Source organism: Methanosphaera sp. ISO3-F5 (genome assembly GCF_034480035.2).
Lineage (GTDB): Archaea > Methanobacteriota > Methanobacteria > Methanobacteriales > Methanobacteriaceae > Methanosphaera.
The window spans coordinates 2465553-2484371 of record NZ_CP118753.2 but is presented as its reverse complement, the minus strand read 5'-3'; the positions used below and the strand labels follow the sequence as shown (position 1 = coordinate 2484371).

20 protein-coding genes are annotated in these 18819 nt (G+C 29.6%); 10 read left to right on the top strand and 10 right to left on the bottom strand.

The window, feature by feature from the left end; genetic code table 11:
- Window positions 1-16 precede the first annotated feature (16 nt).
- Window positions 17-1774: a DUF2207 domain-containing protein gene (locus PXD04_RS22585; RefSeq protein WP_323737048.1), complete on the top strand. Its 1758-nt coding sequence runs from the start codon at window positions 17-19 to the stop codon at window positions 1772-1774.
- A 98-nt stretch (window positions 1775-1872) separates the two neighbouring features.
- Window positions 1873-3666 carry a DUF2207 domain-containing protein gene (locus tag PXD04_RS22580; protein ID WP_323737047.1) on the top strand — a complete coding sequence of 598 codons (1794 nt, stop codon included), beginning with the start codon at window positions 1873-1875 and terminating at the stop codon, window positions 3664-3666.
- Window positions 3667-3673: 7 nt separating this feature from the next.
- Here the strand turns inward: PXD04_RS22580 and amrS are convergent, their stop codons facing one another.
- From amrS to PXD04_RS22560, 4 genes are all read right to left on the bottom strand, one after another.
- A complete protein-coding gene (gene amrS, locus PXD04_RS22575; protein ID WP_323737046.1) occupies window positions 3674-4612 on the bottom strand; it encodes an AmmeMemoRadiSam system radical SAM enzyme in 939 nt (312 codons plus the stop codon).
- Window positions 4584-5618, bottom strand: a complete 1035-nt coding sequence (thiL, locus tag PXD04_RS22570; RefSeq protein WP_323737045.1) for a thiamine-phosphate kinase — start codon at window positions 5616-5618, stop codon at window positions 4584-4586. Before thiL ends, amrS begins: the two co-directional genes overlap by 29 nt.
- A gap of 64 nt (window positions 5619-5682) precedes the next feature.
- A complete protein-coding gene (cfbA, locus tag PXD04_RS22565) occupies window positions 5683-6189 on the bottom strand; it encodes a sirohydrochlorin nickelochelatase (protein WP_323737044.1) in 507 nt (168 codons plus the stop codon).
- Window positions 6161-6559 (bottom strand): Zn-ribbon domain-containing OB-fold protein, encoded by a 399-nt coding sequence (locus PXD04_RS22560; RefSeq protein ID WP_323737043.1) that lies wholly within the window; start codon window positions 6557-6559, stop codon window positions 6161-6163. The genes cfbA and PXD04_RS22560 overlap by 29 nt, the downstream gene beginning before the upstream one ends.
- A 240-nt stretch (window positions 6560-6799) precedes the next feature.
- On the opposite strand from PXD04_RS22560, the gene PXD04_RS22555 reads away from it, so the two are divergent.
- The 5 genes from PXD04_RS22555 (at window position 6800) to PXD04_RS22535 (ending at window position 10477) form a co-directional block, all read left to right on the top strand.
- The gene (locus PXD04_RS22555; protein WP_323737042.1) at window positions 6800-7135 is read left to right on the top strand and encodes a hypothetical protein; all 336 of its coding nucleotides are present in this window, start codon (window positions 6800-6802) and stop codon (window positions 7133-7135) included.
- 96 nt (window positions 7136-7231) lie between these two features.
- A complete protein-coding gene (locus PXD04_RS22550) occupies window positions 7232-8170 on the top strand; it encodes a hypothetical protein (protein WP_323737041.1) in 939 nt (312 codons plus the stop codon).
- Window positions 8167-9003 (top strand): hypothetical protein, encoded by an 837-nt coding sequence (locus PXD04_RS22545; RefSeq protein ID WP_323737040.1) that lies wholly within the window; start codon window positions 8167-8169, stop codon window positions 9001-9003. The genes PXD04_RS22550 and PXD04_RS22545 overlap by 4 nt, the downstream gene beginning before the upstream one ends.
- 13 nt (window positions 9004-9016) lie before the next feature.
- Window positions 9017-9688, top strand: coding sequence for a class I SAM-dependent methyltransferase (locus tag PXD04_RS22540; protein ID WP_323737039.1), 672 nt, complete (start codon window positions 9017-9019; stop codon window positions 9686-9688).
- Between the two features lie 105 nt (window positions 9689-9793).
- Window positions 9794-10477, top strand: a complete 684-nt coding sequence (locus tag PXD04_RS22535) for a YczE/YyaS/YitT family protein (RefSeq protein WP_323737038.1) — start codon at window positions 9794-9796, stop codon at window positions 10475-10477.
- A gap of 20 nt (window positions 10478-10497) precedes the next feature.
- On the opposite strand, the gene PXD04_RS22530 is transcribed toward PXD04_RS22535, so the two are convergent.
- On the bottom strand, window positions 10498-11223 hold the full coding sequence (locus PXD04_RS22530) for a hypothetical protein (protein WP_323737037.1): 726 nt from the start codon (window positions 11221-11223) through the stop codon (window positions 10498-10500).
- 273 nt (window positions 11224-11496) lie between these two features.
- Between PXD04_RS22530 and PXD04_RS22525 the strand changes: the two genes are divergently transcribed.
- Together PXD04_RS22525 and PXD04_RS22520 are read left to right on the top strand one after the other, a co-directional pair.
- Complete coding sequence (locus PXD04_RS22525) at window positions 11497-12231, top strand: hypothetical protein (RefSeq protein WP_323737036.1); 735 nt, start codon at window positions 11497-11499, stop codon at window positions 12229-12231.
- A gap of 9 nt (window positions 12232-12240) precedes the next feature.
- A complete protein-coding gene (locus PXD04_RS22520) occupies window positions 12241-13119 on the top strand; it encodes a hypothetical protein (RefSeq protein ID WP_323737035.1) in 879 nt (292 codons plus the stop codon).
- A gap of 10 nt (window positions 13120-13129) precedes the next feature.
- Here PXD04_RS22520 and PXD04_RS22515 read toward each other — a convergent pair whose 3' ends face one another.
- The 5 genes from PXD04_RS22515 to PXD04_RS22495 form a co-directional block, all read right to left on the bottom strand.
- A complete protein-coding gene (locus tag PXD04_RS22515) occupies window positions 13130-13717 on the bottom strand; it encodes a HemK2/MTQ2 family protein methyltransferase (protein ID WP_323737034.1) in 588 nt (195 codons plus the stop codon).
- The gene (rsmA, locus tag PXD04_RS22510; protein WP_323737033.1) at window positions 13714-14532 is read right to left on the bottom strand and encodes a 16S rRNA (adenine(1518)-N(6)/adenine(1519)-N(6))-dimethyltransferase RsmA; all 819 of its coding nucleotides are present in this window, start codon (window positions 14530-14532) and stop codon (window positions 13714-13716) included. The genes PXD04_RS22515 and rsmA overlap by 4 nt, the downstream gene beginning before the upstream one ends.
- A gap of 78 nt (window positions 14533-14610) precedes the next feature.
- Window positions 14611-14973: an RNA polymerase Rpb4 family protein gene (locus PXD04_RS22505; RefSeq protein WP_323737032.1), complete on the bottom strand. Its 363-nt coding sequence runs from the start codon at window positions 14971-14973 to the stop codon at window positions 14611-14613.
- Window positions 14974-14975: 2 nt separating this feature from the next.
- Window positions 14976-15272 (bottom strand): 50S ribosomal protein L21e, encoded by a 297-nt coding sequence (locus PXD04_RS22500; protein WP_323737031.1) that lies wholly within the window; start codon window positions 15270-15272, stop codon window positions 14976-14978.
- 365 nt (window positions 15273-15637) lie between these two features.
- Window positions 15638-16843 (bottom strand): hypothetical protein, encoded by a 1206-nt coding sequence (locus PXD04_RS22495; RefSeq protein WP_323737030.1) that lies wholly within the window; start codon window positions 16841-16843, stop codon window positions 15638-15640.
- A 292-nt stretch (window positions 16844-17135) separates the two neighbouring features.
- Here PXD04_RS22495 and PXD04_RS22490 point away from each other — a divergent pair, with 292 nt between their 5' ends.
- Window positions 17136-18665, top strand: a complete 1530-nt coding sequence (locus PXD04_RS22490) for a right-handed parallel beta-helix repeat-containing protein (RefSeq protein ID WP_323737029.1) — start codon at window positions 17136-17138, stop codon at window positions 18663-18665.
- Window positions 18666-18819 lie beyond the last annotated feature (154 nt).

The following is an 18819-nucleotide window of genomic DNA, read 5'->3' as shown; positions in this document are numbered from 1 at the left end:
ATGGGGGGAGATAACATTGAAGACTAAAATATTCATTATCTCTTTAATATTAATGTTTTTATTAGTGCCAGTATCATTCGCAGATGATGGCGATTACACATTACCTGAAGTGATAAAAGACATAACAGTAAATGATGATGGTTCAACGATAATCTCAGAAGATGTTACATACGATATAGAAGGACATGTAAATGGTGTTTATAGAGATATTCCACTAGCAAGTGACCAATCAATAACTAACATATCAGTAGAAACACCCGGATACTATAATAAACTAGAAGTCATAGAACAAAACGGTAAAACACGACTTAAAGTATGGCTCTATAAGGATGAAGCAAAAACAAAAAAAGTATATGATGAAAAAGTAGAAGTTATATATAAATACACATTCAACAAAGGCGTTAAAATATATAACGACATAGCAGAACTACAATACATGACATGGGGAAAGGAATGGGACAGTAGTGTGGACTACCTTGAATCAAACATACACATACCAGGCAGTAACAAGGACACAGAATACTGGAATAACCCTGAAGATTATGTTGTTTCAAGTCAATGGACAAATGAAAACACTTTAACAACAAAATCTGAATCAATAGGAGCACATACATCCTATGAACAACGTATACTTATGCCAAAATCATACTTTAAAAGCACAGAAAATGCTAAAGTAATAAATATGGATGCAAAGGCACAAATAGAAGAAGATCAAAAGAAATACAAGGAAAATAGTGACTTCTATAATACAATGGGAAGCATAATAACAGGAATATTTGGATTATTATTGTTTGTTCCATTAGCTATCTATGGATTATATGGAAGAGAACCTAAAATATCATACCATGCAGACTATGAATATGACCTTCCAACAAATTCATCACCAATAGAAGTAAACACAATAGTTGATGGTGATGTCGGAATAATAAGTGACAATGGAATTCATGCAACAATTCTTGACTTAATAAACAGGAAATTCTATGAGGTAATGGCAAGTACAGATGATGACACAGTACTAAGATACAAAAATCAGGATACAAGTAACCTTAAACCATTCGAAAAATCATTAATAAACTACTTGGAACAATTTAACATTAATGGGGACATATCATTAAAATCTATTGGTGAAACCGGTGATCCAGTAGATTTCAAAGACTTCAAAGAATCATGGAAAATTCAGGCAAGACAGGAAGTACCAAATTCACTAATCAACAAATACTTCATAAGCAAAGGATCAGAAATATTCTCGCTCTTATCCGTAGTATTATTGGTATTGGGCATAATATCTATAGTAATAACCATGTTCATAGATATTCCACCACACATATTCTGGATACTTATGATTATAATTGTAATAATGATTTTTGAATCAATAATGATGATGGTAATACCAAACACATTTGCAGGAAGATGGACACCTGAAGGAAAAGAATATCATGATAAATGGAAGAATTTTGAAAACTATATTACAGACTTCAGTTTAATCAAGGAAAGACCACCTGCAGCCATACAGGTATGGGGAAAATACCTGGTATATGCAGCAGCATTAGGATGTGCACAGGAAGTAACAAAAAACATGAAAAAATACTTTGACTTAACAAACGTATCAGAAGATTATTACCCAGATTCACAGGTAGTACTATTTGCTTACTATGGTGGATTTGACCATCTTAACTCAACATTCACCTCATTAACACCATCAAATTCAGATTCAGATGGAATAGGAAGTGTTGGTGGAGGAGGATTTGGTGGAGGTGGAGGTGGAACCTTCTAAATTCACACCCCACTTTCAAACTATTTTTTTAAGGGGTAATTATATTATCCTGTATTATTAAAATATTTAATATTCATTAACACCAGAGATGTTTTGTCATGAATTTAAACAATAAAACTAAAATAATTATTTCAATATTAATGTTAATTTTTATTATCATGCCATTAACATATGCAGCTACTGGAAGCTACTCTTTACCTCAAGCTAAAGAATCAATAACAGTGGAAGATAATGGATTAACAAAAGTAACTGATGAAATAACATATTCAATCACTGGAACAGTAAATGGTGTGACAAGAATAATACCATTATCCGGTGAACAATCAATCAAAGACATACAAGTAGAAACTCCAGGCTATCATAACAAGCTAGAAGTACAAAACGGAACTAATCAAGTAACAATAAAAGTATGGTTATATAAGGATGAAGACAAGACACAAAAAGTGTCAGATGAGGATGTAACAGTAATATTCCATTATAATATAGAAAAAGGTGTTAAAATATACAATGATATAGCAGAATTACAGTACATGTCATGGGGAAACGGTTGGAATCAGGAAATAAAATCATTAAAAACAATGATAAAAGTACCGGGCAATCATCAAGATACTCAATACTGGAACAATCCTGATACCAATGTAAAAAGTTCACAATGGAATGATGAAAACACATTAATAACAGAATATAACAACATCCCATCAGAAACAACAGCAGAACAACGTATACTCATGCCAAAATCATTCTTTAAAAGTACTGAACATGCTGATATCATAAACAAGGATGCAAAAGTACAGATAGAACAAGATCAACAAGATTATGTTAACAAGCAAAACTTTAACAATACAATCTGGATGATTCCATCAATATTAGCATTATTATTAATATTTGCACCGTTAGCATTCTATCTAAAATGGGGAAGAAATCCAAAAATAATCTACAAGGCAGATTATGAAAGTCAAATACCTACAAATGACTCACCAGTATTTGTTAATGCAATGATTCCTGGAATAGTGGATGAACTTAGCCCTGATGCATTTACAAGCACATTACTTGACTTAATAGATAGAAAATACTATAAAATAGTAGTAAGCAACAAGGATGATACAATAATCAGGAGATATGAAAAGAATACTCTGAGCTTAAAGCTTCATGAAAAGGACATAATAGATTTCTTAGCTAATTATGAAAACGAAAAACAGCAAATATCACTAAAAAGTGTAGGTGAAGATACTTATAATGTTCAAAAGTTTGTTAATGCATGGAAGATAGATGCACTTAAAGATGTACCAGTTTCAAGGGTAAATACATACTATAATAAAAGTAAAGAAAACATAATGTCTGGATATAACATATTAGCAATACTGGTTGGTGTAATATTTATATTAGGATTATTAATCTTTGGTTCCGGTAATTTTGTAGTAATTGGCATCATACTCTCTCTAATATTGATAATAGAACAGTTAATAATATTCTTCTTTATAGATACGCCTTTAGGAACTTGGACATATGAGGGTAAAGAATTTCATGATAAATGGAAGAATTTTGAAAAATATATTAAAGATTTTAGTCTAATCAATGAAAGACCTCCTGAATCAATACAGGTATGGGGGAAAATCTTGGTATATGCAACAGCACTAGGCTGTGCAGATGAAGTAACAAAAAATATGAAAAAATATATAAAAATGAATAATATTCCAGAAACAGTATTATATGACTTGGATGTAGTATCTATTGGATACTTCTGGGGTATGTATAATATGCACAGAGTATTTGTTCCATATGGTTTTAATAATCCTGATTATGGTAATAGTGGATTTGACACAGGATCCTTTGGTGACATAGGCGGACCTGGATCTGGAGGATTCGGTGGAGGTGGTGGAGGAGTATTTTAAATACTTCTCATTCTTCTATTACATCACTAATCATGTTTTCGCACTTAGTGCATTTACCATTTTCAATATAATTTTTAACAGAATAACCTTCCCTTTCTATTAGCAGATCATCACAAAATTTACAGTAAGTGTTATCATAATTAGAATGAGGAACATTTCCTGAGTACACGTATTTTAAGTCAAAGCCTGTTGCAAAGAAGCATGCATCATATATTAGGTCTGGGTCTGTTGGTGGCAAAGTTGATAATTTGTGTTGAGGATAAAATGCTGAAAAGTGTATTGGGATATTAGTATCTAATTCTTTTATTGTTTCAACAACTTCTGGTACTGAATCACTATTTAGGTCGGTTATGAGCAGGGTGGTTATTTCTAAGTGTATTTTATTATTTAGATAAAACTTAATACTGTTTAATACAGGTTCCAGGTGTCCTAGACAAACTTTTTCATAGAATAATTCTTCTGGACTTTTTAAATCAACATTCACTGCATCAACATATTTTTTAAGCTTTTCTAATGTTTCTTGTGATGTGTAACCATTTGTTACTAGTATTGTTTTAATGTTATGTTGTTGTGCTATCTTTGCAGTGTTAATAATCCATTCTGGGTGTATTGTTGGTTCATTGTATGTCCATGAAATACTTTTAATGTTATTGTCCAGGGCTAGTTTAACTATTTCTTCTGGGGTATAATTTTTGGTTTCTACTTTATCAGGGTTTTCTGGTTGAGCTATACTGTGGTTTTGGCAATTTAAACATTTTAAATTACATCCTAATGTACCTATTGATAGTGTTTTAGTACCTGGGAGGAAATGGTATAATGGTTTTTTTTCGATAGGATCTATTGCAATAACAGTAGTTTCAACTATGTTTTCGTCAAAGTTTGGTTTACGTCCACATATTGCATTGTCTATTAAACAGTTATTTGGACATATTGTGCATCGTTTCATCTGTATCATCTTTTAAATGTTCGTATCCTTTAATAGGAATATTTTTTTCTTTGTTATCTTTTATTAATGTTATTTTCTTTGTATTGTTTGTTTTACCAATTATTTGAATATTTAGTTCATTTGCATGTTTTTCATATTCTTCTTTGTTAATTGTTAAGAGTAGTTCAAACTCTTCACCAAAGTGGAGAAGATAGTCAGTTAATTTTTTATCATTTTTTTCTGCTATTTCTTCTATATTCTTATTATATGGTAACTTATTATAATATATTTCAAATCCAATTTCAGGATTCTTGTTTTGTAAGTGACCTAATTCTACTGCTAAACCATCAGTAATGTCTGTTATGCTGGTTGTTATTTCGGGATATTTTCTTAGTATTTCTGATGTTGTTACTGGTAATTCTGGTTCTAGTAATGTTTGTATAATTTTTTGGTTTTTGTGTTTGTTGGTGTTATTATTTTCTTTTAATAAATCTAGTGCGGCTGCTGGACCACCTAATTCGCCTGTTACTCCGATTAAATTGTTTTCTTCTATATTTCTTTGTAATTTTACTTTATCATCTATTTTACCGGTGCTGGTGCCGCATAATATTATTTCAGTGTTCTGGTTTATGTCTCCTCCAATTAGTGTGATGTTTAGTTCGTTGCATTTGTCTATTATGCCGTCTGTTAATTCGTTGTATTCATTTAGTTTCATTGTTGGGGGCAGTCCCATTGATATTAATATTGAATTTGGAGTTGCATTCATTGCTAGTATGTCGCTTACATTTACTGTCACTACTTTTTTTCCCATCTGGTAGTGTGACATTTGTTTGGGGAAGTGTGTGTGTTGTATTAGCATGTCTGTGGAGATTACTGTGTATTTTGTTGTGTTGTTTATTAGTGCGGCATCATCATGGTAGCTGTGTTTTATTGTTTTGTCAGTGATGTCTAGTTTTTTATCTCTTTTATCTAGAAGTATTTTGATTAGTTTTTTTTCTCCAACTTCAGATATTGCTTTGTTTTTCATATTGTTATATTTTAAAAAAAGATTATAAAAAAATTATTGTTGGGGTGGGGATTATATTTTTTTGTTATAAATGTGGATTTACTCTTTCAGCTATTATATCTACTATAGCGTCATCTGCACCTAATGGTTCGGTGTAAATGATTTCTCCATCAAACTCAACTGTTTCTGCTTCATCATGGTGATGATGATGGTGGTGGTGTCCGTGTTCTTCTTCTCCTTCATCGTGGTGGTGTCCATGTCCGTGTGAATGTCCTTTTCCTAGTTTTTTTGCTTCTTCTGAAGGTTCTAATCCTAATATGGTTGGAATGTCACGTTTTGTGTGTAGTCCGTGTGCTAAAAATACAGGTGTTACTATGATTTTTTTTACTCCTGTTTCTTTTAGTTTGTTGAATGCTGTTGGTATGTTTGGTTCTGCTAATTCCATGAATCCTACTTCTATATTGTAGTCTGGTTTGCTTTGTGCATATTTGCTTGCTATTGAGTGTACTACTTCTTTGTTGTATGGTAATCTGCTTCCATGTCCTACTAGTAGGATTCCTGTATCATTCTTTGAGTTTGAATTTGTATCCATATGATATTACTCCTTCTTTTCCTTCTTCTCGTATTTTTCTGAAGACTACTTCTACTTCGTCTCCTATGTTTAGTTCTTCTACATTACAGTCAACTATTTGTGCGGTTACTTTTGCACCTTCGTCTAATTCTATGATTCCTACAGCGTATGGTGAGTTGTTTTTGAAGTCATCTGTTGCTGCGTGGATTACTGAGTATGTGTAGATTTTTCCAGTTCCTTTAAATTGGAGGTCTTCTATGTCACCATGGCTTCTACAATTTGGACAAACTACTTTTTTTGGGAAAAATGTTTCATTACATTTGTTACATTTTGTTCCTATTAGGTTATATCTTTGATCGTTATGACGCCATCCTTTTATAATGTCACTCATATTTTTTCCTCCGGATAATAAATTCGATTATTTTTAAAATTATTCTTAATTAATATATTTACTTAACCTCTATTTATTATTAGTTATTTGAAACCTTGTTTTCATTTATATATTTCGTTATTGATAAAACTATTTAATACTTTTTGACATATTTAGGGGGTTAAAGTAATACTTTTTTAATGGGGTATTTGTTTAAAAGTATATTTATATGGGATTTCATAGTATTATTTAGGTGGTATTATGGATAAGATAGTTCATTATTCTATTGTTGACAGATTATCTTCAGGGAATGTTATTTCTGTTTCAATTAGGATAACTGTTAAAGGTTTTCCTGTTTCTGAAATATTGGAGTATCATAATGAAGGTAAATGGTCTCAGGATATTTCTACAATAAGTAGAACTTATAATGATGGGGAAATTCAGGAACAATGGGATAATTTCAAGTCAAGATTATTGTCCTTTTTGGATGATGATAATATGAGAATTATAATGGATATCATGACGGATGATGATGAATATTATTCAAACAAATATAAGTTAAATGTTATTGTAACTTCATTTGAAATTATTGACTAATTTTTTTATTTTTATCACTATTTTTTAAACATTTTCAATATTTTTTAGTAATCTTTATAAATAATGATTTAACAACATAATATTATTAACAATATTATGAAAATTATTACAGATAAGAATGGTTACATAACAAGTATCTTTATCCTACTATTATTAATACCAATAATAATGCTAACAATCATAATAATAGAAGAATACTCACACGATACAAACAACACCATACAAACAATAGAATCAGAAAAACTGAAAAGCAAAACAGAAGATTTTGAAAACGAAATCATAACAACAACCAAACAATCACTACACGAAATAACATTAAACATCATAACCACCAAAAAATCATTAAAAGACAGCCGAAAATATTCAAAAGAATACATACAATCAAAAATCAATCAAAAACAAGAAAAATACAAACAAGACAACATAAACATCAACACACAAATAAAAACAATAGACTCCTCCAACAATCCATTTAAAATAGAACTAAAATACCACATCAAAGCAACAACAAACAACACAAACATACAAATAAACAAGGACGAAACCAAACTAATAGACATCACCGATAACAAATACCCAGTATATGACCCACTACCAACACTAAAAACAGGAGCAGAATACAAAAACAATCAAATACACTACCAAGATAAACTAGAACAATACCTAAACATAGAAAATAGCAACGCATACCAAAACATAACAACACCAATAATCATAAAAAAATGCCCATACGAAGAATATTCCCACCATGGAAACAACAACCAAACAATAACAAACTGCCTAAAAAATCATTACTACCATAACAGCCATGACGGAATGTGCATACTATGCAGATTAGAAAACAAGACCCATTGCAATCACTACGGATTTGAAACATTCATACAACCAACACATATCTATGAAAAAGCACCAGCATCAATAGATCATGTATTACTAAATGATAAAAATACACAATATGAAGGAAACATAATAAAAATAAATAACCAAACAGTATTATACCTTGACAATGGACATAAAACAAAGTACGGATTATGAATAATAAAGGACAAATAATAATAACGGATTTACTACTCTATATAATAATATTAACAATAATATTAAGTTTAATAACATTCACAATAGTAACATTAAATGATAATCAGGTAACAAGAATAAACAACAAACAACTAAACAGTATCCTAGAAGATAATATGAATACACTAACTAAAACAAGTGGAACACCAAGCAATTGGGAAAAAACAAACCTCAAAAATCTGAAAACAATAGGATTAAAAACAGAAAATAATCATCTAATAAGTTATGAAAAACTGATGAAACTAAAAAACAATAACCAACTCTTAAATGATTACTTCCCAAGTGGTGTAAGCTATGAATTAACATTATATCCCAAGAACAATCCTGATAATAAAATGTTAATTTCAGGAAATTCCTTATCAAACAAGAAACAAATACTATCAAAAAGTGAAGTCATACTATTAGATTATGGATTTCAAACAACTTCATTCAACAAAGACAATAATAATGAATCCTGCTACTATAATCATAACAGTAGTTGGTCATGTAAAGCATTTACAATAAGTAAAACTTTATTAAACGAAGGTAAATATTATATTATAACAAACTCAAAGACAGAATATGTATTATCCAACACATTCTCAGAAAACATTACCGAAGAAAGCGAAGGAATAACAAAAATAAACAAACAACTAGAACAACTACTAAAAACAGAAAACGAAACAATACACATCCACATAAAAAACAACAAAAATCACACATACCTAACATACGATAACAATAACAATGAAGAATTTTTAAAACAGGTAATAAAACCAGAAACATATATACTAAACATGAAAATAGCAATATGAGGAAAGAAAAAAAATGGAAAACAATAAAGTACTAGATGCATTTAACAAAGCATCAACAGACTATGATAAATACAGAAAACAGGCAATACCACACATGGACATATACTACAACACAGTAATAAAACTAACAGAAAACTATGAAAACCCAAAAATACTGGACCTTGGAGCAGGAACAGGAATACTAACACAACTATTATACAAACAACACCCCCAAAGCAACATAACACTACTCGACTTATCAACTGACATGCTAAAAGTTGCAAAAACAAAATTCAATAACAAAAAATTCAAATACATAACAGCAGACTACCTCGAATATGACTTCACAGAAAACTATGATATAATAGTATCATCACTATCAATACATCACCTAACAGACGAAGAAAAAAAGACACTATACGCTAAAATATACGAAACACTAAACCCCCAAGGAATATTCATAAACGCAGACCAAGTAAGAGGATCAACAGAACACACAGAAAAAATATACAAAAATCAAGACGAAACACACCTATCCAAACAAAACATACCAGAAGAAGAAAAACAAACACTAAGAAACAGAAGAAAACTAGATAAACCAGCCACACTACACGATACAATCAAATGGTACGAAGAAATAGGATACAAAAACGTGGACATATACTACAAATATTACAGATATTTCGTAATAGCAGGAGAAAAATAAGACAACACCCCCATAATAAATAGCCTAAACACATTCAAAACCTAATGAATAATAATAAAATAAACCCTTTAAATATCTTAAAAAACAAACATAATAATAGATAAAATGAAAAAAGAAAACAAAACAAGGAGAAACAATCATATAAGTGAAATAAATTGGAAAGAAACAATAAAAAACTATATTATACTAATTATTGGATTATTCATAATGTCCTTCGGCGTAGCACTATCAGTAATATCAGATTTAGGAACAACACCAATATCATGCATACCTAACGTACTAAAATATGCAGTACCATTATCATTAGGCATGATAACAATCATATTTAACTTCTTATTAATAATAATCCAAGTACTGATACTTAAATCAGAATTCCAGAGAAAACAATGGATGCAAATAGTAGTGACAATAATATTCGGATACTTCATAGATTACGCATTATACATATTAACACCAATAGAACCAACAAACTACATATCACAATGGATATTATGCATAATAAGCTGTTTTATAATTGCACTGGGAGTATATTTTGAAGTAATATCAAATGCAATAGTACTTCCAGGAGAAGGAGTATCCCTAGCAGTAAGACATGTAACACACATAGACTTCGGAAAATTAAAAACAGGATTTGACACGTCCAATGTAATAATAGGTGCAATATTATCCTTACTATTATATGGAACATTTAAGGGAATAGGTCTAGGCACAATATTTGCAGGAATAGTAGTAGGTTACATCGTAAGAGGATACAAACAAATCATCGGTAAAATACTTGAAAAAAATTAGAAAAAAGGAGATAAAAATTATTAGTTTTTAATAGCTTTTGATAATTGGTATAAATCTTCAGCTTCTTCTTCACGTGAATGATAAACTTTACCATTTTGTGGACTATAATAAGGATAATTTTCTCTTACAGATACTTTTTCTCCCTTATAAATTATATCAACAAATTTTCCTGCCTCATCAACTGAATATACTTTTTCATTATTATTTCTATTTTCAGCAGCTTTTTCTAGAGTATTATTAATTATTTCTCCAGTATTAGCATTCATTATGGCATTGCCTATAACAGTATTTTTTGACGTTTTTTCATCAAATTTTTCTATACTAATGTTATAATATGGTGTTCCGTTCTCAACATAACCTGAGATTGTGTATACTGCATTGTCTATAGAATAATTTGTTTTAAGTTCTTTGTCCATTATTTTTCTTGCATCATTTGGTGTAATCTTTGGTGTGATTCCATCGATTGATGAATGATTATCACCAGTATCATTACTTTTTGATGCTTTTGATGATTGGTTCATTTTATCAGAGTTGGCACTGGTATTTTGTATGTTACCACTTTTATTCACGTTTTGGGCGCTTATGTTAGCAGAGTTTTCACTGCTATCAGGTACTTGGTTTGAATTGTTAACAATATTGTTTATTTCCTGGGAAGTATTTTCAGGGTTAACTACACTGATACATCCTGAAACAGATACTATTGTCACAATAATGATTAAGGTTAATATTGGAGTAATTTTATTCATATTAATTCCCTCCACTATTCTATTTCTAGGCTTATTTTTCATAATTATTTTTTATTTCTTGGCTTCTATAATTTAATTTCATTTAGATGATTATATTACTATTATACAAAACATACAATAGTTATTTCAATATTTTAATCATCTAGTTATGATTAGTTTCAAGTTATATTTATACTTTTATAATAATCAGCCTATTTCGTTGAAACATTTAACAATTAACTAGTTTAAAGATATTATTAAAGATTATAAAAAGTTATTATTGGAAGTTTTGCAATGACAATCATAAATGTAGAAAATCCTATATTTACTCCAACAAGAGAATTTAATATAAACATTGAATGTTTAACGGACAACCTTAAACCAGTTACAACAGGACGTATAGCCTGTATATTAAATAAAAACATACTTCTGGATATAAAAGAGGTAACAAGTGGTACTGTAAAATTCAATATTAAATTACCGGATTACATAGAACCTGAAAACGAATATATGCTACGTTTCTCTTATAGTGGTTCCATACAAGCTGAACAAAAAACTAAGTCTGTACTATTATTATTTAACAAAAGTTATGAACAAAAAATTAATGCTGAAATTATAGTAGATGATTATTATTGTAAACGAGAAGAAACAGTACTGTTTAAGTCTTACATTAAAGTTCAGGATAATGTTCAGTTAAGGGGTAAAGCAGTGTTAAAGTTAGATGAACAATCACTTAGTCATACAGAAATAGTGGATAATAGGGCTGATTTTGAAGTAAAAATTCCGAACATGATCTTAGATGAACATACATTACTATGGAAATATGGGACTAATGAGGGAATCTTTGTTAATACAAGTACACTACAATTAGAACCAAGAACTTCTCCTGTTGAAGTAGAATATCATGAAAACAGAGGAGTATCGGATGAAATTAGGGAAATACTCAGACAAGAAAAGGAAAATAGTCAAGAAAAAAGTGAAACAGCTCTTGAAACTAGCTTTACGGATAAAATAAGAAAACTATTCTGAGGTCATATTATGTCTTATGATGATTTGAACTTACTAAATGAAAAATACATACAGTTACATACTGTTGGATTAGATAATTACGTGTTCTTAAATAATGATACAAACTATGAATTAAAGCAACATTTTGTTGAAGGATTTGAGAATAACTTTGATGAAAAACTATTCAGGGAAAGTTATAACTCCAAAAAAGAGTATTGTGAGGAGAGGGGGATAGAATATAAGTTCTATGTAATACCTGATAAGGCAATTGTATGTAAGGATTATCTTCCATTCACTCCTAAGGTAATAAACAGAAATTATGATTTAATAGGGGACTTGGTACCAGACTTTATAGATGTGTTGGAGCCTAGTGATTATTATAAATGTGATTCTCATATAAATTTTAAAGGTGCATTAAAGTATTCTGCAGAAATGATGCATGACATACGAAGTGAAGTAAGTAGTCAGATGTATAAAGAAGCAATAAAGGAGAACACAATTCATAAGAAAGTGCCAGTAAATGGGGATTTATGTCATTTTAAGCATCCGCGTATGGATCAGAAAGAGATAGTTGACCGTTATGATTTCATGTTCCTAGAATATTCGGATAAGTATGAATATGCGGACAATCCATTTGTCATGCCTGAAGAATTTGCTAAAGTTGGGGTAAGGGATTCAGTTTATATGCGTAATAGGTTTAGTTTATCTGATATGGATTGTTTATTGTTAAGGTCTTCCGCTGCAAACCGTTATATGGATGTGTTAAATGTATTCTTTAAAAGTATGTTTGCGTATTGGGATCATTGGTATTTTAATACAGACCTAATTGAATGGTATAATCCTGATATTGTCATTGAGTTAAGGCCTGAAAGATTTCTTGAAAATATGAAGTATGAAATTATAGAATAAACAATTTTTTTCATGCTTTGTAAGCTGTGATAAGTGTTATATCTTCAAAGAATATGTGTTCAATAGCAGTTATTTCAGCTTTTAATCCTAGTTTTTTCAGTGTTTGTATTGTTTTTTCATTATCTGATAATGAGGATTGTACTAATTGTATTGTTCCGTTTTCTTTAAGGTATTGTGGGGCTTGTTTTAGGAATTTGTCAATTACTTCTCTTCCATTTTCTCCTCCATCCCATGCCTTTGAATATTCATCATCAACATGTTCTTCATCTGTTACAGGTAGATAAGGTGTGTTAAATAATATCAAATCATACTTGCCATTAATATTATCAAACAAGTCACTTTTTATTACAGTAATATTGTCACGATTATTTAATTTAATATTAGCTTCTGCACATTTAATTGCATATGGGTTAATGTCCGTGGAGGTTACACTACTACATTTCAATGAAGCACAAATACTAACCAAACCAGTACCAGTACCAATCTCCAAAACATCATAACCACTTTGAACCATCAAATTATCAATTAACAAAAAAGTATCCTCAGCAGGAGGATAAACCTCCTCACACTCATTAAACTCAACACCATCATAATTCATAACAACTCACCAATAACCTCAGATATTTCTAAAATTTCATCAGGACTAAGCTTAAAAACCTTCTCCTCAAACAAATCATTATCAACACCACTTAACAAAGCCTTCAACTCTTTCTTATCATAATGTAACTCATGAGCAGACTGAATTAAAGCTTTTCTCGCCTTCTTATTTCTATGCTGGAATAATGCTCTTATAACATCATCAAAACAATCATTTAAATCCACACTATTTTTAGGAATCAATTCAACAACAGCACTATTAACCTTCGGCTGTGGAACAAAAGCCTCAGGAGGCAAAGTATCTATAATACTAATATCCGCCCTATAATGTAATGCAACAGACAACCTGGAATACTCCTTAGAATTAACCTCAGCATTCATCCTCTTAGCAAATTCCAACTGGTACATTAAAACAGCCTTTTTAAAATCATATTCCAAAAACTTAAAAGTTATCGGAGAAGAAATTTGATACGGAAGATTAGAAACAATCTTATCAAAATCAGGAAAATCTATCTTCAAAGCATCATCATTAATTATCTCAACATTATCCAATTTTTCCTTAACAATTCTTTGACCTAGAACATCAGCAATAATTGGATCCTTTTCTATAGCAATGACCTTAAATGCCTTTTTTGCCATGGGAATTGTCATAGTTCCAATACCGGCACCAATTTCAAGAATTGTTTCATCAGATTGAATATCAGCATTTCTAAGAATATTCTCGAGTTTATTATTGTCAATAAGATAATTCTGACTCTTATTTTTATCTAATCTAATATTATACTTGTTTAAAATTTCCTTAGTATTGTTAGGCATAATATATATCTCAATTATTTTCTTTAAAATTAGGTAAATTTTATGTTGGTGGTTAGAAGAATTAAAGTAGGGATTGATTTATCGGTATTGATCCAATAAATCTAGAACATTTTGTAAAGTTTCTGTTTCAAAAGTTCCCCTTTCTTTTGCAAAGATTAATCTTAAGTCATCAAGATCCTCTGGCATCAAATCCACTACTTTCACTGCTTGAACAGTTGTAAGATACTCTTCAAGTTTTGAAACTAACTCTTTAGCATCTTCAGCATCAAGAAGTGCAAACTTATTGACATAATCAATAGTAAGGTTTTGTTCATATGTAAATTGGCGGCCATCGACTTCGTTATTCTCATCAGCTTTTTCTTCTACTTTTTTCATTAGAATTTCTCTTGCTTCAGATATTGTAATAGGTTTTGTATCAATGACTTTTTTTCCAATCATCATAATCACTCTTGTGCTTGTAATTTAAGATGTTCTGGTCTAATAATTAATTCTTTTGCTTTGTTTCCATCTTTAATAGCAACGAGGTATGCTCGTCCTTTTTGTCCTACAACTTCACCAGTTTTTCCATGGAATCTTGGGTGTGGTTGTCCTTTTTGGAAACTTGAATCAGTAATTATGTGTACTTTTTGACCATTTTCAAATACTTGTATTTTTTTAGATATAATGTTAGCTCGTTTAGGTCTGATACTTTTTTTAAGTTTATACCTTGATCGACTTTTAAATCCTTTTGATTTTTTCATCTTTTATCATCTCATTTATAATTAATAGAATTTATAGGTTTTTTGTGAGTTATAGGTTTTATTTCACAAATGTTAGGTTTTTCTAGTCTTAGGTTGACTAACAGCTAATTATTAGTAATACTAATTATTATTTGAATACTAAATTCTAATTATCCTTCAATGAGTTATTTCTTCGAAAATATTTCTTTAGAGCTAAGAAAGAAATTATTTTTTTTATATAATTATAACATATGTTCCTGAATATTAAAATCAAGAACTTTATCCTATGTTTTAATATTGTATTATATTTATAATCTTCATAGTTTATAAGTATATCTATTATCATTGTCGGTGGTGTCAAGATGTGTGGGTATTTTAACATCATTTCAGTAAATCGCATTTCTCTCATCCCATCGCTTTAATTTTAAGTTAAATCTTGATAAAAATCCTTTTATAGTTTTATAACATTTTTTCACATGCTTTGGAGCAAGATCTTCAAATATTCTTTCTATGATATTGCTTGTGCTTTCGATTTTTGCATTTTCAAGGAAATATGTTAAGTTTTTAAAATACGGTGCTAATTTTTCATTAATTATGTATTGAATAACTTCGGGAAAGTCATTTATTTTCTTTTTCAAGTTTTTTACGATTTTTGCTACTTCTGTTTGAGTTTTTACATCATATATTTCATATAATTCTGGTAAAAACTTTTTATATTCTTTTATTTTTTCTTCAGGGAGATTGTTATCTTTAACATATTTTCTGATAATTCTATTGTTATTTTGTTTAAAATGGAATTTACAAAATTGATGTTTAAATCCTAAAGCATTGATGGGAGACATGTATTCGGGTTTTAAGTCTGTTGTAATGGCTTTTCGTTCTTGATTTGATGTGGCTTCTTTGAGAAATTTTAGTACTTCTTCTTCTGTTTCATGTTCAACAACTTTATAAGCTACAATAGTATCATGACACACATCAACTAATGCTAATAAAAACACGTATTTATCACTGATTTCTTTTATTTTTATCCATAAAGCATCAAATGCATAATATCCTGAATATTCTTTAATATTTGGATTAAAATGAATATGATAATCGACTAAGATGTCTTGAATTTCTTGATGGGATATCTTAATTCCATGAACTTTTTCAAAGAATTCTCTGATTTTTCTGACACTTGTGAAGTCAATTGAGTAATATGTTTCTACAATGTCTAATACTTCATTTGATACTGTAAAATTAGGTTTTACAATAGAAGAAATATCTGCTGAAAAATCGTTTCCACAATGTTTACATTTGTATCGTTTAATTTTACAACCAACAAGACCATAATCCATTAATAATATTCCTCTAGAGTAATATCCTTTTTCATTTATATCTTTAGAATAACATTCAGGACAATAAACATGTTTCTGTTTTAAATGATACGTATCATTAAGTTTAAAGACCGTTAAATTGGAATTTAATTTTTCAATTTTATCTTCTATATATTCTTTTCGGCTACATTGCTTAGGTAGTTCATCAAAATAATCGTCAAGTTTATATTGTTTGTCGTCATAATTATTAATAGGAGAGGTATTTTGGGATTTCATAATATAATATCTCTCCTTTTTACTATATAAACCTAATTATCACTTATTTTTTGAAGCACGCCCACAAGGGGCGATAAAAAACAAATTTATAACATCAAATTTAACTTCATACTTTGTAACTATATTGTAATATGAAATTCATACCCACAAGTGTTGACACTATCTCATTGTCAACCACCAAAAATTTTAAAAAACCCATCAAAACCATCAAATTAAAATATTTATCCAAAAATATAAATATGCGCTTGTGATACGTAATATTATAAAAAAAAGTTATGTGGAATTGAAAAAAATGATAAATAAATCATCTAAAAAGATTATTTTACTTTTAGCATTAATTATTTTGCTGGTAGGTATTGTTTCTGCAACAGGAGTTAACAAAACAATACATACAGATAATGATAACAAAATAACAGATGATGTTTCGACAAAAAATGTAAAAAAATCAACTAAAGTAATACAAAAAAATGAAAAGAAAATAGGAAAAACAGCCATTACAAAAAAAACATATAATGTATCAACATACAAGGCACTGAAAAAAGCTTTGACAGCTAATTATGATAAAATAACAATTAATTTAAGGGCAAATATCAAATTACAGGCAAATACTGTTATAGGAGATAATCGAATATATTACATTAATGGAAACAATAAGATTATCGACGGTGCTAACAAGTACCAGTTCTTAGACATCGGAAAAAGTAATGTCACAATAAAAAAACTGAAAATAAAAAATTGTCACTCTTCATACGGTGGAGCAATAAAAAATTCTGAAGGAAAACTCATAATTGCAGATTCTACCTTCTATAACAACACTGCCAAGTCAGGCGGAGCAATAAGTAATCATGAATACATATACATGAAAAACACCACAATACTTAGTAACAAAGCAACAGAAATTGGTGGTGCGATAAAAAATGAAGGAAATTTAATCATTGGAAACAGCACATTAAAAAACAACAAAGCGTTAGAGGAAGGAGCAGTATACAATCAGATGAAACTATACATGAAAAACGTTGTGTTCATCAATAACAAGGGAGCATTATCTAATGATAATCAGGCAACAATAATTCAGTGCAAAATAAACAACAACACATCAAAAGACGGAGCTATATGCAACAGTAATAAATTGACAATCACAAAAAGTACAATAAATTACAATAAGGCAACAAATTATTGTGCAGCAATAAACAATAACGGTGGAACAGTTACAATAACAGACTCAAAAATTAACAGTAACACTGCACCAGGTGTGGCAATAAGTAACAATGGAGGAGTTCTGAATATGAAAAGATCCACAGTTAGCAATAACAAGGCACAAGCAATTAGTGGTGACAATAAGATAGTTATTTATAACTGTACAATTAACGGTAATAATAAAGGTGCAATATTAAGCAGTGGAATAATGACTATAAATAAAACAATGATAAACAATAACAAAAATGAATTTGCAGAGGCAATAATGAACTGGGGACAAATGACTCTTACGAACTCCAAGATAAATAATAATAAAGCTACTGGTAGAGAAGATGCTACTGGAGCAATAAGTAATTATGATACAGGTAAACTAACTATAAATAAATGTACAATAAATGGTAATACAGCAACAGAAGGTGGAGCAATAATGAATGCTGGAAAACTGACTGTTAACTCTTGTACAATAAGTAATAACAAGGCTAAATATGGGGGAGCACTTTATAATGCTAAACAGGGAGTAACAACATTAAATAACTGTAAATTACTTTACAACACACCTGGTGGCAAAAATACTATATACATACGAAGTGGAAAAGTTATTAAAAGAAATACTACTATAAAATAAAACATTATATATTAATTAATTTCCAATTATTTGTGTGATAATGAAATTATTTTTTTATTATCCATATTTTCACTTTTTTTGGCTTTTTTACGAGGGTGTGCGACAACTCTCAGATATAACTATTTTTTTTATACTTTAAATCTTTTTATTTTTA